Genomic DNA, 19,112 nt, shown 5'->3' with positions numbered 1-19,112 from the left:
CGATGCACGTGGACACGGCCGAGTTGGGTGCACTCCTGCTCGCGGACGCGCGGTTGCCCACCGGGGCACACGCGCACTCCGCGGGACTGGAGCCGGCACTCGAGGCCGGCCTGCCGGCAGCACGGGTGCCGGACTACATCGAGGGCCGGCTGCGCACCGTCGCCCTCGTCGAGGCGTCGGCCGCGGTCCTCACCCTCCGGCTGGTGCAGACCGACCCCGCGGCAACCATCCGGGTGCAGGAGGAGCTGCTCGCGCGGATGCCGACCACGCCGTCGCGCCGCGCCTCGGAGCTGCTCGGCCGCGGACTCGCGCGCCTGGCCACGCGACTGTGGGGTGATCACCCGGCCGTCCGCGGCCTCGGTGACCTGGCGAGCCCACCCCTTCGTCCGACGGCATTCGGCGTCGTCGCGGCAGCCATCGGGATGCGTGAGGACCAGGTGGCCCGGGCCAGCCTCTACGACGACGTGCAGACCGTGACCGCCGCAGCACTGAAGCTGCTGCCCGTCGACCCCACGGACGCGACCGGGTGGTTGCTCGCGAGCGCGCCCGTGCTCGAGGCCGCGGTGGCCGACGCCGTCGCCGTCGACGACGACCCGACCTCGCTCCCGGCGCACACCGCACCACTGGTCGAGCAGCTCGCGCTCGACCACGACGTCCGAACCAGGAGGATCTTCGTTGCCTGACACCACTTCCCCGCGTCCGCTCCGCCTCGGCGTGGCCGGCCCGGTCGGCACCGGCAAGAGCACACTCATCGGCACCCTGTGCCGCGAGCTGTCCGCGCAGTACGAGATGGGCGTCGTCACGAACGACATCTACACCGACGAGGACGCCCGCATGCTCCGCTCGGCCGGGGTCCTGCCGGTGGAGCGGATCAAGGCCGTCGAGACGGGCGCCTGCCCGCACACCGCCATCCGCGACGACGTCACCGCCAACCTGCTTGCCGTCGAGGACCTGGAGCAGGAGTTCGCCCCGCTCGACCTCGTCGTCATCGAGAGCGGCGGCGACAACCTCACCGCGACCTTCAGCCCGGCACTGATCGATGCCCAGATCTTCGTCCTCGACGTGGCCGGCGGGGGCGACGTCGCCCGCAAGGGCGGTCCCGGCGTGGAGCGGGCCGACCTGCTGATCATCAACAAGACCGACCTGGCACCCCACGTCGGGGTCGATGCCGAGCGAATGGTCGCGGACGCCGGCTCCGTGCGCGACGGGCTGCCGGTCCTCGCACTGAGCCAGCGGGACCCGGAGAGCATCGGCCACCTGCGCGAGTGGCTGGAGGGACTGCTGGAGCAGCACCGCACCGGTGCGCACACACCGCAGGACCCCGGTCCGATGGCACCACACTTCCACGCCGGCGACGACAAGCCCCACGATCACACCGAGCCGCACACGCACGCCCACTCGTGAGGCGCCCGGAGCCCACGCGCATCCGCGTCGAGCGGGTCGACGGACGCACTCGGATCACCGACCTCACCGCGAGCCGCTTCCTGCGTCCGCGCCTCCTCGGGGGCGACCCCGAGCGGCCCCGGGTCGCACTCGTCGCGAACTGCGCCTCCCTCCTGGCCGGTGACGACCTGCGGCTGGACGTGCACGTCGGTGCCGGCGCCCACCTGGAGCTCGTCGAGCCGTCCGGCACCGTCGTCTACAACTCCGACGGCGAGCTGGCCCGCTGGTCCGCGCAGGTGCGCGTCGAGGAGGCCGGGCGCCTCGTGTGGGGCGCGGCCCCCTTCGTCGTGTCCGGGGGAGCCCGAGTCCAACGGCACACGGGGATCGACCTCGCTCCCGAGGCCGTCGTCCTGCTGCGGGAGACGCTCGTGCTCGGCCGCAGCGGCGAGTCCGGCGGCCGGCTGCGCTCCGTGCTGCGCGCGGACCTCGAGCGTCGACCGCTCTTCGTGGAGGAGCTCGCCCTCGACGACGAGCGACTGCGCGACTCCCCCGCCGTGCTCGGCGGCGCACGCGTCCTGGGCACCGTCGCACTGCTCGGGACCCGGCCCGAGGAGCTGGTTCATCCACACGAGAGCGTCCTGCACGGGCCCGGGGCCATCCGCCGCGAGCTGCACGCGGAGGCCCACCTCGACGAGGCCGCCCTCGCACCCACCTGGGACCGCTGGCGGGAGACGCTGACCGCGGCCGATCCATCCCGCTTTGCTCTCATGACGTGATCTACGGCACAGTGGATCGGTGGACCGCCGGAGACCCCGGGGCCCCTGTCGAGAGGACGCGATGAACACCACCACTCCCCCTCCCCGCAAGGTCGCCGTCATCGGGGCCGGCATGGTCGGACTGTCCACCGCATGGTTCCTCCAGGAACACGACATCGAGGTCGAGGTCCTCGATCGCGACGGCGTCGCCGCCGGCTCCTCCTGGGGGAACGCCGGGTGGATCACCCCCGGCCTGTCGACACCCCTGCCCGACCCGGCAGTCCTCTCCTACGGCATCAAGGCCGTCATCTCCCCCTCCTCACCCGTCTACGTCCCGGTGACCGGCGACCCTCGGCTGCTGCGCTTCCTCGCGACGTTCGCCCGCAACAGCACCATGCGCCGGTGGTCGAGGTCGATGCGGGCCCTCGTGCCGATCAACGAGTGCGCCCTGCCGGCCTTCGACGTGCTCGAGGCCGGCGGCGTCAGCTCACCCGTCCACGAGGCGACGTCCTTCATCGCGGGCTACCGGACCAGGGCAGAGACCGAGTTCCTGCGGACCGAGTTCGAGCACATCGCCGCCTCCGGTCAGGAAATGGGTTTCGAGGAGCTGACCGGCGACCAGGTGCGCGAGATCGAGCCGACCTTCTCGGATGAGGTCGGTGCCGGTATCCGGCTGCTCGGCCAGCGCTACCTCAATCCCATCGAGTACGTCCACGCCCTGGCCGACTCCGTACGCGCCCGCGGGGGCACGATCCGCGAGGGCGCCGGCGTCACCGGCATCACCGACGAGACGAAGGGGGTCCGGCTGGCCATCGCCGGTGGGGGCACCGAGACCTTCGACCGGGTCGTCGTCGCCACCGGAACCTGGCTGGACGACCTGGTCCGTCCCTTCGGCGTGCGCACCCATGTGCAGGCCGGCCGCGGCTACAGCTTCAGCGTGCCGATCGACCACGTCCCGCACGGGCCGGTCTACCTCCCGAACGAGCGCGTGGCCTGCACGCCGCTGGGCGACCGGTTGCGGGTGGCCGGGATGATGGAGTTCCGTCCGCCGGAGGCGCCACTCGACCAGCGACGCGTCGAGGCGGTCGTCGAGGCGGCCCGTCCCTTCCTCAGCGGCGTCGACCTCGACGACCGGCAGGACGAGTGGGTCGGGTCGCGACCCTGCACCCACGACGGTCTGCCGCTCATCGGCGCGTCGAACTCGCCGCGAGTGCACATCGCGGGCGGTCACGGCATGTGGGGCATGACCCTGGGCCCGGCCACGGGGCAGATCCTGGCCAAGACCATCGTGACGGGGCGCCCGGCCCCCGAGCTGACTCCCTTCGACCCGCTGCGCTGACCCACCCCGGACTCCACGTCCCTGCCAGCCCACCCGAGTACGGCCTCGGGACTCCCGCGGAGGCATCTGCGTCACTGTCGGACAGCGGACCGATACGGCGATCTCACTGGAGCATCAGCCGGAGCGGATCAACGAGAACGGACTCGCGGTTCGACGAGCCGGCGCTTGAGCCGCTTCAATCGCCTGAGTTTCGTGGACCTCGACATGCTCGACACCCTGGCTTTGACCGTCGCGGCCCGAACGTTGACTCGCGGGGGCTGCCATGGGCGGTGCGCGGCGTCCCCTGAGGGCAGCGGGAAGGCAGCGAGCAGTTCATCCAAGGATATGTTCAGGGATGGCAGGCTCGCGTCCTGCGCAATGGACGTGATGTCAAGACTCCCCACGTCATCACTGGTGACATCGCACCGCGACACACCCTCGCCGGTCAGGGTCGAGAAGAAGTCGTCGAACTTGAACTGATCGCCCCCCAGCTGGTGGTCATCCATCCGGAGCCACACCCAGGGGACGCCGTACGCCTGCGCGATGATGAGTCCGTGGAGCGAGGTTGAGACGCAATTGTCGGCGGAAGCGATCTCATCCACCACACGCTCCAGCCCCTGGCCGACGTCCACCACGTGGAGGGAATCGTCCGTGCGGTGAGGCGCGAAATGCTTGGCGTGTGAGTAGTGCGGCACGACCACCGTTGATCCTGCCGACAGTGAGGACGGTCGAGGTGTGTAGAACTTGGGCAGCAGGAGTGCCGGGTCCCCGTACACGTCGGGAACGTGCCAGTTCAATTTCTCTCGCAGCTCGGCAGCTGTGACGTGACCCCGCACGGCGTGCACCGAGACGTCGTCGTAGCCCTTCAGCCGCTCCAACCGATCCCCGCTCAGTGGCCTCATCAGTCCGGAACCCCAGATGGCCGCGTGGTCCCGGTTGAGGAATGCAACGATCGACCCGACAGAGAGCACAGTCGGCCCATCGTGCCCCACGCGACGCGAATTCACCGGAGTTCGCCCGGTGATCCGGTCCACCAGCCATGGCCCGACCGCGTCACCGAAATTGCGCCTGTTGTCCCACCAGAACGCACCAACATGGTCGGCCGGGAGAGTATCCACACCGCTGTACTCGCTGGGCGCTCGCTTCGGCTGCCGGGTCAACCAATGCGTCCAGTCGATGACCTTGTGCAGGATTCCACGGGCGTCGGCGCTGGGCCAGGAGCCAATGAGATGACGTTCCGAACTGTCGACAACAAGCTCGGCTTTGCCGACGAGCGTGTTCCTCAGGTGCCTGCGCAGCTGCTTGTCGCGGGCCAGAACCGACCCGGTCACCACGCCCTGATCGATCACGAGGTCGATCGCGGCTGCACTCCCTGCGATCTCGAAGGAGACGACCAGGGTTCGGGCGTCGTAGTGCCACACCCTCTTCACCATCGACCCCAAGAGGGACGATGCGTGGAGGACGTGGCTCAACTGGGAGATATCCGGATCATCGGACGACACGTGCGGCTACTCCTAAGCACTTCCGGACGGACGGAGAAGTTTCGGCGGGGGCCGGGCCGCAGCGAGGCTGGGCGAATCCTGAGATCAGTTTCCCACACGCAGCCGGTCACTGGTGCGCCCCGATGGGATGCCGAGGTCCGTGGAGGCACTGCCTGGCGGACACGTTCCGGGCCAGCCGTCGTACGTGCTTCCGCGGCGCGGGGCGGCCGAGGCTGGCGCGCCACTCATGCCCCGCCTGCGCGAGCGTTATCTTTTCGTTACCATCGGGATATGGCCCGCACGTTCGGATCCGCGCTGGCCGGACGGGACAACTCCCTCAACGCCGTCCGGCTCGTCCTCGCGGCAGCTGTCATCCTTGCCCACTCGTGGACGATCGGGGGCTACGGGGAGACCATCTTCCACTGGATCGGGGCCAACAGCGTCAACGGCTTCTTCGCCCTGTCCGGTTTCCTCATCGCCGGTAGCCGCCTGCGCCACGACTTCCGGCACTACATCACCCGGCGCGCGCAGCGCATCTTCCCGGGCTTCTGGGTCTGCCTCGTCGTCATCGCGCTGGTCTTCGCGCCGATCGGCGCACTGCTCAGCGGTGCCAGCTGGAACCCTGCAGAGGCCTTGGCCTACATCCGCAACAACGCGAGCCTGGTCATCTTCAACCGGGAGATCGGGCAGACACTGACGGCATCCCCTGAGGGCGCCAACTGGAACCGGTCCCTGTGGTCGCTGATGCACGAGTTCATCGCCTACATCGTGTGTGGCGTCCTGCTCGGCGTCCTCTGGGTGCGTCGCAACCTCGCCCTGGCCGCCGGCATCGTCGTGGCCGTCCTCCCGCTGGCCTACGTGGCCGTCCCCGACCTCGACGGCCCGGCACACATGCTCAACGACAGCCTGCGGCTGCTCTCGTTCTACTTCGCCGGCGTGCTGGCCTACGCCCTGCGCGACCGGCTCCGCACCTCCCACGCTCTGGCCGCCGTCGCCGCGGTCACCGTGCTCGTTGCCGGGTTCACCTCCGAGACGCTCCTGTACGCCACCACGCCGATCCCACTGACCTACCTGCTGCTGCACATCGGCTCGACCTGGCGCACGCGGCTCGCGGCGAAGGAGGACGCCTCCTTCGGTCTCTACATCTACGGCTACCCCGTCCAGCAGGTGCTCGGGATGCTCGGCGTCGGCGCGCTCGTGCCCGTGTGGGCCTTCGCCATCGTGTCCATGGCGCTGGCCTTCCCCCTCGCGATCGCCTCCTGGCGCTTGGTGGAGAAGCCGGCCATGGGCCTGCGGCTGGTCCCCACCCGCGTCCCGGAGGTCACCCCGGCGGTTCCCACCCCGGCCCCCGCCGCAACCACGGCCGCACGCGAGTGGGACCACCACGCGCCCTCGACCCTCCTGGTCGGCCGCTGACCGGACGGCAGGACCTGCCGGGTGGGGCCGACCACCGGCTCGAGGGACGTCAGATGATCAGCATGCTGACCGAGTGGATGACCACGCCGGCGAGCGCCCCGACGACCGTGCCGTTGATCCGGATGAACTGCAGGTCACGACCGACGAAGAGCTCGATGCGCTCGCTCGCTTCGTCGGCGTCCCATCGCTCCACGGTCACGGAGATCACCTCGGCGAGCTCGTCGCCGTAGGTGTTGACGAAGAAGGCGACGATCTCGCTCAAGTGACCCTCCAGACGCTCCTGCCAGGTCCGGTCCGTGGTGAGGTGCTCCCCGAGGTTGATCAGCAGTTCGTCCCCACGGGCCCAGAAGTAGGAGTCACGGTCGGCCATCGCTTCGAGCAGCGAGGTGCGCAACGACTGCCACACGGCGACGGCGCTCGTCGGCACCTGTGGGTGGGCGAGCAGGCGCTCCTTGAGTGACTCGGCACTGGCCATGACGTCCGGGTCGTGCTGCAGGTCGTCGGCGAGTCGACGCAGGAGGTCGTCCAGCGCCACCCGGGCCGGGTGGGTGCCGTCCGCACGCATCTCGGCCAGCCATGCCAGAGCCTGGTCATAGGTCCAGGCGATGACCCGGTCATCGAGCCACTCCGGAGACCACCACGGCGCCTTCTCGCCCACGACCTCGGCGAAGAGGGCCGGGTTGTCCTGCAGCCACCGGTGGACCTCGTCGATCCCCAGGTCGACCAGCCCCCGGTGGTTGCCGTCGGCGACGACGCCGTCGAGGAGGGCGCCCAGGATGGGGCTGATCGGCTCCCGAGCCAGTCGCGGCAGGAGCAGCCGGGCGAGGAAGGCGTGGACGTCCTCGTCGGTGATCCGCTCCAGACCGCGCGTCCCACCGACCGCAACCTCGCCGAGGACACGTTCCCGGTTGGCGGGCTCTCCGAGCCACCGGCCCAGTCGCTCGGCGACGTGCGCCGCGGCCAGCCGCTCGCGGGCGATCTCCTCGGTGAGGAAGTTCTCGGCGACGAACTCCTGCAGGCTGCGTCCCAGCTCGTCCTTGCGCTTCTTCACCAGGGCCGTGTGGGGCACGGGGATGCCGAGCGGGTGCCGGAAGAGCGCGGTGACCGCGAACCAGTCGGCCAGGGCGCCGACCATCCCGGCCTCGGCGGCGGTGTTGACGTAGCCCCACACCCCGTCGTGGTCGAGACGCAGGGTGAGGACGTAGATGACCGCGGCGAGGACGAGCAGGCCGGTGGCGACCGCACGCATCCGGCGCAGCCCCGCCCTTCGCCGGTCATCCGCGGGGGTCTCCTGGAAGAAGCTCACGCCCCAGATCCTCCCTCACCACCGGACCTAGACTGCACGTCGTGGAGTTCCTCAACGGCCTGCAGCCCCAGTTCGACCTGACCTACGACGACGTCTTCATGGTCCCGCGACGCAGCGAGGTCGCCAGCCGACACGGCGTCGACCTGCGCACGAGCGACGCGACCGGCACGACGATGCCCCTCGTCGTGGCGAACATGACCGCGATCGCCGGCCGGAGGATGGCCGAGACCACGGCCCGCCGCGGTGGCCTGACGGTCATCCCCCAGGACATCCCGGTGGAGGTCGTCGCCGAGGTCATCTCCTTCGTCAAGACACGTCACCTCGTGCACGACACGGCGATCACGCTCGACCCGGCCGTCACCGTCGGCGAGGCCCTCGCCCTGCTGCCCAAGCGGGCCCACGGCGCGGCCGTCGTCATCGAGGACGACCGCCCCGTCGGTGTCGTCACGGAGCGTGACCTCGTCGGGGTCGACCGCTTCACCCAGGTACGCACCGTGATGACCCCCGACCCGATGACGCTGTCGGCCGGCGCCGACCCACGAGCGGCCTTCGAGGAGCTCTACCGCGCCCGGCGCCGCGTCGCTCCGGTCGTCGACGCCTCCGGTGCACTCGTCGGCGTCCAGACGAGGAAGGGGGCGGTGCGGGCGAGCATGTACACCCCGGCCCTCGACGCGGACGGTCGGTTGCGGGTGGCGGCCGCCGTCGGCATCAACGGCGACGTGGCCGGGAAGGCGCGGGCCCTCCTCGAGGCGGGGGCGGACGTCCTGGTCGTCGACACGGCGCACGGCCACCAGACCAAGATGCTCGAGGCACTCGCCTCGGTCCGGGCCCTCGACCCGCAGGTACCGGTCGTCGCCGGCAACGTCGTCTCCGCAGAGGGCACGCGTGACCTCATCGAGGCCGGTGCGGACATCGTCAAGGTCGGCGTGGGCCCCGGTGCCATGTGCACCACCCGGATGATGACGGCGGTCGGCCGGCCCCAGTTCTCCGCCGTCCTGGAGTGTGCGGCCGCTGCCCGTGCGCTCGGCAAGCACGTGTGGGCGGACGGCGGGGTGCGCCACCCGCGCGACGTCGCCCTCGCCCTGGCCGCGGGCGCGAGCAACGTCATGATCGGCTCGTGGTTCGCGGGGACGCTCGAGTCCCCCGGCGACCTGATCACCGACCCGGACGGCCGTCGCTACAAGGAGTCCTTCGGGATGGCCTCGGCCCGTGCGGTGCGCGGGCGGACGGCGGAGGACTCCCCCTTCGACCGGGCGCGCAAGTCGCACTTCGAGGAGGGCATCTCGACCTCCCGGATGTACATCGACCCGGCCGGGCCGGGCGTCGAGGACGTCATCGACGAGATCGTCGCGGGCGTGCGCAGCAGCTGCACCTATGCCGGCGCCGCCACGCTGGACGAGTTCCACGAGCGGGCCCTCGTCGGACTGCAGTCCACCGCCGGCTTCGCCGAGGGGCGGCCGCTGCACTCGTCCTGGTGATCTCCGGGCGATCGGCCAGACTGGGGGCATGCTCTCCCTTCCCCCGCTCGAGGCGCCCGTCGATCCGGTCGAGGCATTGCGGCGCGTCGGCTTCCTCCTCGAACGCTCGCGGCAGCACAGCCGCCGGGTGGAGGCCTTCCGGGACGCCGTCGGGGTCGTTCGCGACCTGGGCGAAGGGGAGGTGGGCCAGCGGGTCGAGGACGGCACCCTGACCGAGCTGCCCGGCATCGGCACGTCCACCGCCGGCGTCATCGAGCAGGCCGTCCGAGGAGAGCTGCCCGATTACCTCGCCCGGCAGCAGCAGGAGCACGGTGGACCTCTCGTCGAGGGCGGCGCGGACTACCGTGCGGCCATCATCGGTGACTGCCACCTGCACTCCGACTGGTCCGACGGCGGCAGCCCGATCGAGGAGATGGTCCTCACCGCCGTCGAGCTCGGCCAGGAGTGGATGGCCCTGACCGACCATTCCCCCCGACTGCGGATCGCCAACGGCCTGTCGGCACAGCGCCTGGCGCAGCAGCTGGACCTGCTCGCCCGGATCAATACCTCCGTGGGCGACGCCTTCACCCTCATGTCCGGCATCGAGGTCGACATCCTCGACGACGGAGCCCTCGACCAGAGCGAGGAGATGCTCGGCCGGCTCGACGTGGTCACCGCGTCCGTGCACTCCAAGCTGCGCATGGCGAAGGGGGCGATGACCCGGCGCATGGTCGCTGCGGTGAGCAATCCCCGCGTCAACGTCCTCGGCCACTGCACCGGGCGTCTGGTCACCGGAGGGCGCGGCACCCGGCCACCGAGTGACTTCGACGCGCAGGCGGTCTTCGAGGCCTGCGCCGAGCACGACGTCGCCGTGGAGATCAACTCCCGACCGGAGCGGTGCGACCCGCCGGACGAGCTGATCGAGCTGGCCCTGACGATGGGGTGCCTCTTCGCCGTCGACTCGGACGCGCACGCACCCGGGCAGCTGGAGATGAAGGCATACGGCGCGGAGCGCGCCGAGCGACTCGGGGTGCCGTTGGAGCGGATCGTCACGACCTGGGACGCCGAGCGCGTGCGCGAGTGGGCCCGACCCGCCTGATCGACTGCCCGGAGTACCGGAAAACCGCCTCGGGGCCACCGATTTGGGCGATCGACCATCTCTCTCGTATGCTTTCCGAGTCCTCGACGGATTCCGGTGCTGCCTGCCGCGTAGCGAGGGGTTCGTCGCGTACGGGTCCCCATCGTCTAGCGGCCCAGGACCCCGCCCTTTCACGGCGGTAGCACGGGTTCGAATCCCGTTGGGGATACGCAAGCACGTCTTGCGGTGTCCTGCACACCACAAGGCCGCGTAGCGCAGTTGGTTAGCGCGCCGCCCTGTCACGGCGGAGGTCGCGGGTTCGAGTCCCGTCGCGGTCGCTCGCTGGTCCACCACGGACCGGCTCGGCCAGGTAGCTCAGTTGGTACGAGCGTCCGACTGAAAATCGGAAGGTCGGCGGTTCGACCCCGCCCCTGGCCACCACACACCACAGGTCAGGTACCGGCCTGTGGTTTTCGTGTCTCTCAGCTGAGCTCCTTGACGATCTGTCCGATGGTGTCGATGGTGCGCTTGAGCTCCTCCACGTGCCGGGAGTCGAATGCGCTGAGCACGCGCTTCATCTCCGTGGTGGAGATGCCGTCGGTGCGGGGCAGGTAGACCAGCTCGACCTGGTCGGAGAGGTCGTCGAACTTCCCCTCCCAATCGGCGCCCATGCCCATGATGTCGACGTCGTAGGTGGCGATGTCCTCACGCTTCTGGCTCCACCGGTCCTCCGGGATGGCCAGGTCCACGTACTTGATGCTCTGCACGATCTCCAGGCGCTGCTCGAAGGGCACGATGGGTCGCTTGCCCTTGATGGCGTTGAACTCATCGGTCGAGACGGCGACGACGAGTCGGTCCCCAAGGGCACTCAACCGCTTGATGATGTTCAGGTGTCCGATGTGGAAGAGGTCGAACGTGCCGTACGTGATGACGGTCTTGGGCATGGGTGGGTACCTCACTCCGGCGCTGGTGCTGGCAGTCGCCCAGTCTATGGTTCTTCGCGATCCGGCGCGGGACGCGGCCGCGGGGTGAGTTCACAGTAGGGTCGGGTGTCGACCCCCTTCGTCGGAGGAGCAGAGCACCATGGACACGCAGCCGTCCGTCGACGTCGTCATCCTCAGTCAGGGCGATCGTCAGGACGAGACGCTCCGTGCACTGGAGTCGGCCCGGGTGCAGACCGGCGTGGACGCCACCCTGATCCTCGTCGGCAACGGCTGGGACCCTACGGGCTTCCCCGACGACGTCGCCACGGTCCACCTCGAGGAGAACGTCGGCCCCGCCGAAGGGCGCAACATCGGGGTGGCACACGGCACGTCCGAGTTCGTCCTCTTCCTCGACAACGATGCGTGGCTGCCCGACGCCACCGCGCTGGCACGCGCGGTGGCGCGCTTCCGTGCCGACCACCGGCTCGGCCTGGTGCACGCTCGCGTCGCCGACACCGACGGGGTCACCCTGCGGCGCTGGGTACCACGAGCCCACGTCGGCGACCCTGCCGTCGGCGGCCCGGCCTTCTCCGTCTGCGAAGGGGTCGTGGCCCTCCGGCGCACGGCGTACGAGGAGGTCGGTGGTTTCCCCGGGGACTTCTTCTTCGGCCACGAGGGCATCGAGCTGGCGTGGCGGCTGCGCGACCGCGACTGGGAGCTCACGTACGACCCGTCGGTGCTCATCCACCACCCCGCCACGGAGGCCACCCGACACGCCCTCTTCTGGCGGCTCAACGCCCGCAACCGGGTCTGGGTCGCCCGCCGCAACCTGCCGTGGCCACTGGCGGCGGTGTACATCGGGACCTGGACTGCCATCACCATCGCCCGCACCTGGCGTCAGCCCGCGAACCTGCGGATCTGGTTCCGCGGACTGCGCGAGGGTGTCCGCACGAGCCCGGGGGGACGACGTCCGCTGCGGTGGAGGACGCTCTGGACGCTCACCCGCCTCGGACACCCGCCCGTCGTCTGAGACCACGCCCAGAAGTCGGTGCAGCATGGCCGCACCGGATCGGTATAGTCCGAGACCAGCCGAGTCGACCGTTGTTCCGAGACGGCACCGCCGCACCACTACCGAAGGGTCACCATGCCTGTATTCCGTCACGGTGAGCGCAAGTTCCTGTTCATCCACATCCCCAAGACGGGCGGTTCCAGCATCGAGCGGGCCTTCGCCGATGCCGGGTACGACACGCTCTACCGGGACGGCCGCACCGGCCCGACATCGTGGAACAGCATCCGCCGGTGCACGCCCCAGCACATGCATCGAGAGATGCTGGAGTCGATCCTGCGCATGGACCAGTTCGACGGGGTGTTCACCGTCGTGCGCGACCCGATGGCGCGGATGAAGTCCGAGTACCTGTGGCGGCACCGCAACGCCGAGTTCTCGATCGGCGGTCGATCCGTCGAGAAGTGGACCGCCAAGACGCTCTCCCAGTACGCCGACGACCCCTTCATCTTCGACAACCACATCCGCCCGCAGGTCGACTACCTGGTCGACCGCGCAGAGATCTTCCGTTTCGAGGACGGTCTGGACGAGATGGCCACCACGCTGAACTCGAAGTGGGGCCTCGGACTGCCGGATCAGCTCCCGCGCGTCCGGGAGGGCAGCTCAACCACCAAGTACGCCAGCAAGGACGTCGAGGTCACCACGACCATGCGCGATCTCGTCGGTGACTTCTACCGCGAGGACTACCGCACGTTCGGCTACACGGCGTGACCTGCCGCGTGACTCCTCGACGGTCGCGAGGAGTCACGCGGCCCGCTCAGGCGCCCTGACGGTCCGTGGCAGGCGCAAGCACCCGGTAGAAGTCCTGGGTCGCCTCCGCGTTGTAGGCGACGGCATCGAACGAGGGATTGGCGACCTCACCCCGCAGAGCAGCCTGCATACCCGCGGCCAGGGCCACCTCGTCCCGCTCGACGACATGCCCGACGCCGGGGGGCAGCGCGCCCCCGACCGAGGCGAACTTCGTGGCCACGACCGGAAGACCGAGGACCCGCGCCTCGAGGATGACCATGGGCTGCCCCTCGTAGTCGCTCGACAGGACGAAGACGTCCGCCTTGGACAGGATCACGTGAGGGTTGCTCTGCTGCCCGGCGATGGTGACGGCGTCGCTCAGCCCGAGGTCCCGAGTCAGCTCAACGAGATAGCCCTCGAGGGGCCCCCCACCGATGATGACCAGCCGGGTCCGGGGATCCTCCTGGTGCACGAGGTCGAAGGCCCTGATGAGCCGCTCGTGGTTCTTCTCCGGGGACAACCGCCCCACGGTGACGAAGGTGCGCACGCCGTCCATCGGCGGAATCACGTCGCTGACCGTGTGGTACCGCTGCACGGCTCCTTCGAGACGATCCATGCCGTGCACCGTCGACAGCGTCCGCACCGCGAGCGACAGATCACCAGCAGGCACCATCTCCGACGTGGACCCTGCCCGATCGTCATCACGGTCACCGAAGGCCATCCGCGTGATGTAGTCGGCGTCGATCGTGTTGCGGGCGAAGGTGTGCCGGGACGCGGGAGCCGCGCCCGCCAAGTTCTCCCTGTTGATCTCCATCAGTGGCTCGGAGACCGACACCAAGTGGTCGAAGCCGGCGTAGGTGTTGAACACCGATCCCAGGTTCGCCTCGTGTGGACGGTAGCCGTCCACCTCACGCATCTGGTCGGCCTTGAGGTCGTTGTGGAGCCAGATCGAGTGACTCGTGGCCCGTCCCTGGCGCAGCAGGAGCGCCCAGAAGGCGGCGTACCCGCTGAAGTCGACGATGTGGTCGAACTCCGCCAGACCGAAGCATCGCCGCCACTCGAGCGCGAACATGCGCTGCGCCCTCTCCAGCGGCTCCCCCTGGACGCCCTCCCCACCCTGGAGCGCCTTCGTGCGCTCCTTCTCCGAGCGCAGGGACCACAGCATGGCACCGATGCGCGGCAGGACCCGGACCCGTGGGTGGATCTTGGCCTGCGTGGCGAGGACCTCCCGCGACGAGGAGTACTGGTACAGCACGGAGACGTCGAAGCGGTCGTGGTCGATGTTGTTCAGCAGATTCAGCGCCGAGCTGGTGATGCCGTTCGGGCGCATTCCGCCGAGGTAGATCAGCAGCCGCGTGCGGCCGTCCGTGCGCAGTGGACGAACGTCGTGACCCTCGGTGTTCTCCCGAAGGACGATGTCGATGATCCGCTCGGATGCTCCTCCGTCCTCACGAGCGGCGAAACGCTCACGGGCCCGGTCGTAGGCGCTCCGGTGCGTGATCGCCGGGTCGTCGCCCTCGCCGGACCCTGCCGCCACGAGGATCCGGGCGAGCTCGCCGACCTTCTCGACCACCGGACCCGGGAGGTCCGCCCGGTCGAGGTAGCGACCGCGGTAGCCGTCGTAGGCGCGCATGTCCGGCGCAAGGAAGATGATCGGCCGACCAGTGGCGAGGAAGTCGAAGAAGATGCTCGAGTAGTCCGTCACCAGCACGTCCGTCAGTCCGAGGACCTCGTTGCTCGGGATCTCGTTCGGCACGAGGATGTCCGCGAGATCAGGGTCCTCGACGGCGAAGGCGTACACCTGCTGGTGGACGCGCAGCAGCACCTGCTGGTCCGCCGGCAGTCGACGCTTGAGGTCTCGGACCCGCTCCGCCAGCAGCACCACATCATTCGATGGATTCTGGAAGGTCTCCCCCCGCCAGGTCGGCGCATACAGGACGACCTTCTGATGATGTCCGAGCGAGACCCCCGTGGCGATGAGCCTGCTGCGCACCTCGTCCCGGTCGGAGTCGGAGAGGAACTGCCGGTCCACCCGGGGGGACCCCTCGGTGATGATCCTCCCGGGGTGGATGTTGGTCAACCGGTAGGCGTCCTCGTACATTCGCTCCGCCATGAAGGGATTGGCGGCCAGCAGGTAGTCGGCGGCCAGGAAGTTGCGGATGACGTTCCGCGCACCGGGCCCCCCCTCGGGCTCGTCGTACCCCATCGTCTTCAGCGGAGTGCCGTGCCAGGTGTTGACGTAGACCTGACCGTCACGCTTGGTGAACTCGGGCGGGAAGGTCGCGTTGTTGAAGATGTACCCGGCCGTCGAGAGGGCCTGCCAGTACTGGGGTGACTTGTACCGGACGAACGTGACCCTCGGGTGCCGCGCGAACTCGGTACGCACCGCCGAGGACCACATCTGCTCGGACAACGACCACACGTGCGTCAGGTGAGCGAACTCGGGGTTGTCGATGAGTGCACGGAACATCGCCTCGGGGTTGCACAACATGCCGTTGCCGGCAAACGACTCGTAGAAGACTCGGTTCGCGTCGACCGGTTGCTCCTGCCAGAAGGCGCGCCACTCCTGCGAGCCCTTGGTGCGAGCCTTCGACAGGCTCTTGACTACGGCGGTTACGCGCGACATCCAACCTCCTACGAGAACACCGACGGGCTCGTCGATGCGTACGTGCTTGATCGCCGGACAATTATGCCCGGCGCCCTACAGTGATTCGAGACAGCAGTTCGCGGTGCACCGAGTGGATCGTCTAGTCCGCCGTCAGTCGGTGCGAGGTGACGATCATCATGAGGAACCCCCCAGCCGTCATCAGGGCCAGGGGCAGCGACAGGGCCAGCCACCACTGCAGCATGACACCGTCACCGACGAGACCCAGCTCGGCGAGGACGAGACCGAGCGTCGCGACCGCGAGGGTGATGAGAGAGAACTCGATCGCCACGAAGGCTCGGAAGAAGGGGAAGAACCGCAGCAGGCTGCGCGCGGACCGCAGCCCGGCCGATCGGGAGGCAGCAGTCCGGGCGTCCTCGTCCCCCTTCGGCAGATCGGCGTAGTGACGGGCAACGTGCACGAGGTCGCCGAAGGACTTCTTGAGCAGGACCACGCACCCGGTGAGGGCCCCGATCGTGGTCCATCCGCCGATCGACCCCAGCCCCCCGTCGACGTGGACGCCCAGCGCGATCGGCAGCGCTGCCTCCGTGACGTAGTGGCCCACCCGGTCCAGGTAGACGCCCATCGGCGAGGACGTCCCGCGCCACCGGGCGACCTCGCCGTCCGAGCAGTCGATGAGGATCTGGACCTGCATGAGCAGGGCACACGCGAGGACCGCCCACCACGAGGGGATCATCAGGACGGCTGCACCGATGACACCGACGATGATCATCAGCCAGGTGACGCCGTTGGCCGAGATGCCGGTCGGGAGGATCAGCCGGGTGAAGTGGAGGGACATCCGTCGCAGGTAGAGGGTGCCGGCCCAGTGCTCGGAGTTGCGTCGGCCCACCACCGACGGCGGCTGCGCCACGGCGCGCAGCTCCTCCAGCGAAGGGCGCCCGGCGCGGGGGTTCTGCTCGATCACGTGTGTCCTGTAGGTCGTGGTCCGGCTGGTGCCCGCGTGTCTTCCTCGAGACCGACCGCCGCCGCGAACTCGTCCAGAGCGGTGGCGTTGTACGCGTCGACGTCCAGTGCGGTGAAGGCGGGGCGGGCGGAAACGAGCTCCATCATGGCATGTCGGACCGCGTCGTCATCTCGAGGAACCACCACGCCACACCCCTGGGGCACCACGCCCTCGACGGAGGAGAAGGCCGTGGTCAGCACCGGCGTCTCGAGCGCGAGGGCCTCGAGGATGACCATGGGCAATCCCTCGTGCTCGCTGGTCAGCGCGAAGTAGTCGGCCGCGGCCACCACCGGAAAGGGGTTGGCCACCTGTCCCGCGAGGAACACCGACCGTTGCACCCCCAGCTCGACCGTGAGCGCTCGCAGCTCCCCCTCCAGCGGCCCGGAACCCATGATGACGACTGTGACGTCGTGCCCGTCAGCACGCACGGCCGCTGCTGCGCGGATGAGTCGTGCCTGGTTCTTCTCGTGGGTCAGCCGCCCGGCGGTGACGAAGCACACCGCGTCCTCGTCACGCAGGGCGGCGACCACCTCGTCCGCAAGACCGAGGCCCTCCAGGTCGGCGCGGGCCAGGGACCGCACCCGGGCGTCGTCGACGACGTTGCGTGCGCTGCGGAAGCTCGCGTCGCCGGCGTACCGGGCCAGGGAGCGCTCGTTCACCCGGGAGAGCGAGTCGGACACCGAGACCAGCCGGTCGTAGCGGTCGTAGAGACCGAAGACCTGCGCCAGGTGGTGGGCCCTGGTCCTCCCGTGCTCGGCGGTGCTGGCCACCTCGGCAGCGAGGTCGTTGTGCAGCCAGATCGAGTGCGTGCGCACGTTGCCGGGGGCGACCCCCCGCGACATCAGCAGGGCCCAGTAGGGCGAGTACCCGCCGAAGTCGATCACGTGGTCGAACTCCACCTCGCCGAAGCAGCGCACCCACTCCTCCCGCAGCAACCGCACGAGGGCGGTCATCGGCACGACCCGGTGGTCGGCTCCGAGCCGCTGCAGCAGGTGACGGGACCACACCACTCGCTTCGCTCCGTTGAGCCCGCCCACCTTGGGCAGGAGGCGGATCCGGTCGTCGATCGCCTCCGCAAAGGCCTCCGGGGCAGCCCGGCGCGCCGGCCCCCACGCAACGGACACGTCGAGCCGGTCGAGGTCGAGCCGGCCCAGCAGGGCGATGAGTGAAGAGGTGACACCGTTGCGTTGCAACGAACCACCGTGGATGAGCAGGCGGGGAACCCGACGGCCCTGGTGCGTGCGCTCTGCCAGTCGGACACGTCGACCGACCGCCGGTGGCCGACCACGCCAGACGACGTCCACGACCCGCTCGGCCGCGTGCCCGTCGTCGAAGGGGGCGTACCGCTCAGCCCACGCTCGGCGCCGGTCAGCCCGGCCTCCGCCCTCGGCCACGTCCGCGGCGGTCGCCTCCGGCGTCGCGCACAGGTTGCCCGGCAGCTCCTCGACCGGCAGGTACAGCGGCCGGAGCTGCTCATATGCCGCGCGGTCCGGCACGTGGAAGGTGATCGGGAGGCCGGGGTCGGCGAGCGCGTCGAACAGGATGCTGGAGTAGTCCGTGACCAGGTGGTCCGTGATCGCGAGCACCTCGTTGGCCGGGACGTCGGGAGGCACCAGCACCGCCCGCAGCGAAGGGAGGTCCCGCGCCTGCGCGTGCACCACCGGGTGCGCCTTGACCAGGACCTGCCAGTCGTCACCGAGCACCTCGCGCAGGCTCGCGACCAGTCCCACCACGGAGTCGGTGTCCAGCCGCGGGTCCGCGAACGCCTCGCCGCGCCACGTCGGCGCCACGAGGACGACCCGCCGCCCGTCCAGTGCCACGCCACGGGTCCGCAGCTGATCGCGCACCCCGCGACGACGCTCGTCGGTGGCGTCCACCTGGACGTCCGTGCGGGGCGTCCCCACCTCGAGCACCGACCCCGGCGCGATCCCCTCGAGGCGGTATGCGCCTCGGTACATCGTGTCCGTCATGTAGGGCCCGGAGGAGAGCAGGTGGTCGGCCGCGAGGAAGTTGCGGATCACGTTGCCCGCTCCCAGTGCCCCACCCGGGGTGTCGTAGCCCATCGACTTCAGCGGCGTGCCGTGCCAGGTGTTGACGTAGACCTGTCCCGAACGCTTGCCGAACTCCCCGGGGAAGGTCGAGTTGTTGACCAGGTAGCCCGCCGTCGCGAGGTGCCGGAAGTAGGCCGGCGTGCGGTACCCCACAAGGTGCACCCGCCGCCCGTCCAGCCCGAGGGCGCGCAGGTGCTCCCGGGCCCGACGACGGCGCAGGTCGTCGGCCACGACCCAGACGTGACGCAGGTGATCGAGGTCCGGTGCGCCGACCAGATGGCGGAAGATCGCATAGGGGCTGTCGACCAGACCGGCGCCGAAGGTCGACTCGTAGAAGACGGTGTCGTGCTCGACCGGCCGGGTGCGCCAGTGGGCGACCCACTGCGCGCGTGGGATGCGTCGGGCCCGACGCAGCACCGACAACGACCGCCTCATCCTCGCCATGCGCACCTCTCCTGCGGATCTGCCTCCGGGGCAGTCTATGAACCAGTCGGTATGATCACCGGCATGTACCCGGCGAGGCCCGACCGCCCCGCGCCCACGA

Annotated in this window: 15 protein-coding genes and 3 tRNA genes; 12 read left to right on the top strand and 6 right to left on the bottom strand. The window is 69.6% G+C overall.

Annotated elements, in window-relative coordinates; genetic code table 11:
- Nucleotides 1–2 precede the first annotated feature (2 nt).
- The 4 genes from V1351_RS01065 to V1351_RS01050 all read left to right on the top strand — a co-directional run bounded on the left by V1351_RS01065 (nt 3) and on the right by V1351_RS01050 (nt 3,477).
- Nucleotides 3–683 carry an urease accessory protein UreF gene (locus V1351_RS01065; protein WP_338749887.1) on the top strand — a complete coding sequence of 227 codons (681 nt, stop codon included), beginning with the start codon at nt 3–5 and terminating at the stop codon, nt 681–683.
- A complete protein-coding gene (ureG, locus tag V1351_RS01060; RefSeq protein WP_338749885.1) occupies nt 676–1,404 on the top strand; it encodes an urease accessory protein UreG in 729 nt (242 codons plus the stop codon). The genes V1351_RS01065 and ureG overlap by 8 nt, the downstream gene beginning before the upstream one ends.
- Nucleotides 1,401–2,159: an urease accessory protein UreD gene (locus V1351_RS01055; RefSeq protein ID WP_338749883.1), complete on the top strand. Its 759-nt coding sequence runs from the start codon at nt 1,401–1,403 to the stop codon at nt 2,157–2,159. Before ureG ends, V1351_RS01055 begins: the two co-directional genes overlap by 4 nt.
- Before the next feature lie 61 nt (nt 2,160–2,220).
- The gene (locus V1351_RS01050; RefSeq protein ID WP_338749881.1) at nt 2,221–3,477 is read left to right on the top strand and encodes an NAD(P)/FAD-dependent oxidoreductase; all 1,257 of its coding nucleotides are present in this window, start codon (nt 2,221–2,223) and stop codon (nt 3,475–3,477) included.
- A 128-nt stretch (nt 3,478–3,605) separates the two neighbouring features.
- On the opposite strand, the gene V1351_RS01045 is transcribed toward V1351_RS01050, so the two are convergent.
- Nucleotides 3,606–4,877, bottom strand: coding sequence for a polysaccharide pyruvyl transferase family protein (locus V1351_RS01045; protein ID WP_338749879.1), 1,272 nt, complete (start codon nt 4,875–4,877; stop codon nt 3,606–3,608).
- 351 nt (nt 4,878–5,228) lie between these two features.
- Between V1351_RS01045 and V1351_RS01040 the strand changes: the two genes are divergently transcribed.
- Nucleotides 5,229–6,353 (top strand): acyltransferase family protein, encoded by a 1,125-nt coding sequence (locus V1351_RS01040; protein ID WP_338749877.1) that lies wholly within the window; start codon nt 5,229–5,231, stop codon nt 6,351–6,353.
- Nucleotides 6,354–6,402: 49 nt separating this feature from the next.
- Here V1351_RS01040 and V1351_RS01035 read toward each other — a convergent pair whose 3' ends face one another.
- The gene (locus tag V1351_RS01035) at nt 6,403–7,659 is read right to left on the bottom strand and encodes a DUF445 domain-containing protein (RefSeq protein ID WP_338749875.1); all 1,257 of its coding nucleotides are present in this window, start codon (nt 7,657–7,659) and stop codon (nt 6,403–6,405) included.
- 41 nt (nt 7,660–7,700) lie between these two features.
- Here V1351_RS01035 and V1351_RS01030 point away from each other — a divergent pair, with 41 nt between their 5' ends.
- The 5 genes from V1351_RS01030 (at nt 7,701) to V1351_RS01010 (ending at nt 10,635) form a co-directional block, all read left to right on the top strand.
- Nucleotides 7,701–9,137: a GuaB1 family IMP dehydrogenase-related protein gene (locus tag V1351_RS01030; RefSeq protein ID WP_338749873.1), complete on the top strand. Its 1,437-nt coding sequence runs from the start codon at nt 7,701–7,703 to the stop codon at nt 9,135–9,137.
- A 28-nt stretch (nt 9,138–9,165) separates the two neighbouring features.
- On the top strand, nt 9,166–10,215 hold the full coding sequence (locus V1351_RS01025; RefSeq protein ID WP_338749871.1) for a PHP domain-containing protein: 1,050 nt from the start codon (nt 9,166–9,168) through the stop codon (nt 10,213–10,215).
- A gap of 135 nt (nt 10,216–10,350) precedes the next feature.
- Nucleotides 10,351–10,423: transfer RNA gene (locus tag V1351_RS01020), tRNA-Glu, on the top strand.
- Between the two features lie 35 nt (nt 10,424–10,458).
- Nucleotides 10,459–10,532, top strand: a tRNA-Asp gene (locus V1351_RS01015).
- A gap of 26 nt (nt 10,533–10,558) precedes the next feature.
- Nucleotides 10,559–10,635: transfer RNA gene (locus V1351_RS01010), tRNA-Phe, on the top strand.
- Nucleotides 10,636–10,676: 41 nt separating this feature from the next.
- On the opposite strand, the gene V1351_RS01005 is transcribed toward V1351_RS01010, so the two are convergent.
- Entirely contained in the window at nt 10,677–11,138 is a 462-nt protein-coding gene (locus tag V1351_RS01005) for an adenylyltransferase/cytidyltransferase family protein (RefSeq protein WP_338749869.1), read from the bottom strand.
- Between the two features lie 139 nt (nt 11,139–11,277).
- Between V1351_RS01005 and V1351_RS01000 the strand changes: the two genes are divergently transcribed.
- Complete coding sequence (locus V1351_RS01000; RefSeq protein WP_338749867.1) at nt 11,278–12,147, top strand: glycosyltransferase family 2 protein; 870 nt, start codon at nt 11,278–11,280, stop codon at nt 12,145–12,147.
- 114 nt (nt 12,148–12,261) lie between these two features.
- Nucleotides 12,262–12,891: a sulfotransferase family 2 domain-containing protein gene (locus V1351_RS00995; protein ID WP_338749865.1), complete on the top strand. Its 630-nt coding sequence runs from the start codon at nt 12,262–12,264 to the stop codon at nt 12,889–12,891.
- A gap of 46 nt (nt 12,892–12,937) precedes the next feature.
- On the opposite strand, the gene V1351_RS00990 is transcribed toward V1351_RS00995, so the two are convergent.
- The 3 genes from V1351_RS00990 to V1351_RS00980 form a co-directional block, all read right to left on the bottom strand.
- Entirely contained in the window at nt 12,938–15,535 is a 2,598-nt protein-coding gene (locus V1351_RS00990) for a glycosyltransferase (protein WP_338749863.1), read from the bottom strand.
- Between the two features lie 121 nt (nt 15,536–15,656).
- Entirely contained in the window at nt 15,657–16,478 is an 822-nt protein-coding gene (locus V1351_RS00985; RefSeq protein ID WP_338749861.1) for a CDP-alcohol phosphatidyltransferase family protein, read from the bottom strand.
- Complete coding sequence (locus V1351_RS00980; RefSeq protein WP_338749859.1) at nt 16,475–19,012, bottom strand: glycosyltransferase; 2,538 nt, start codon at nt 19,010–19,012, stop codon at nt 16,475–16,477. Before V1351_RS00980 ends, V1351_RS00985 begins: the two co-directional genes overlap by 4 nt.
- Nucleotides 19,013–19,112: the final 100 nt, after the last annotated feature.

The sequence above is a fragment of the Janibacter sp. A1S7 genome (assembly GCF_037198315.1).
GTDB classification, from domain to species: Bacteria; Actinomycetota; Actinomycetes; order Actinomycetales; family Dermatophilaceae; genus Janibacter; species Janibacter alittae.
This window is presented reverse-complemented; position numbering and strand designations above follow the sequence as displayed.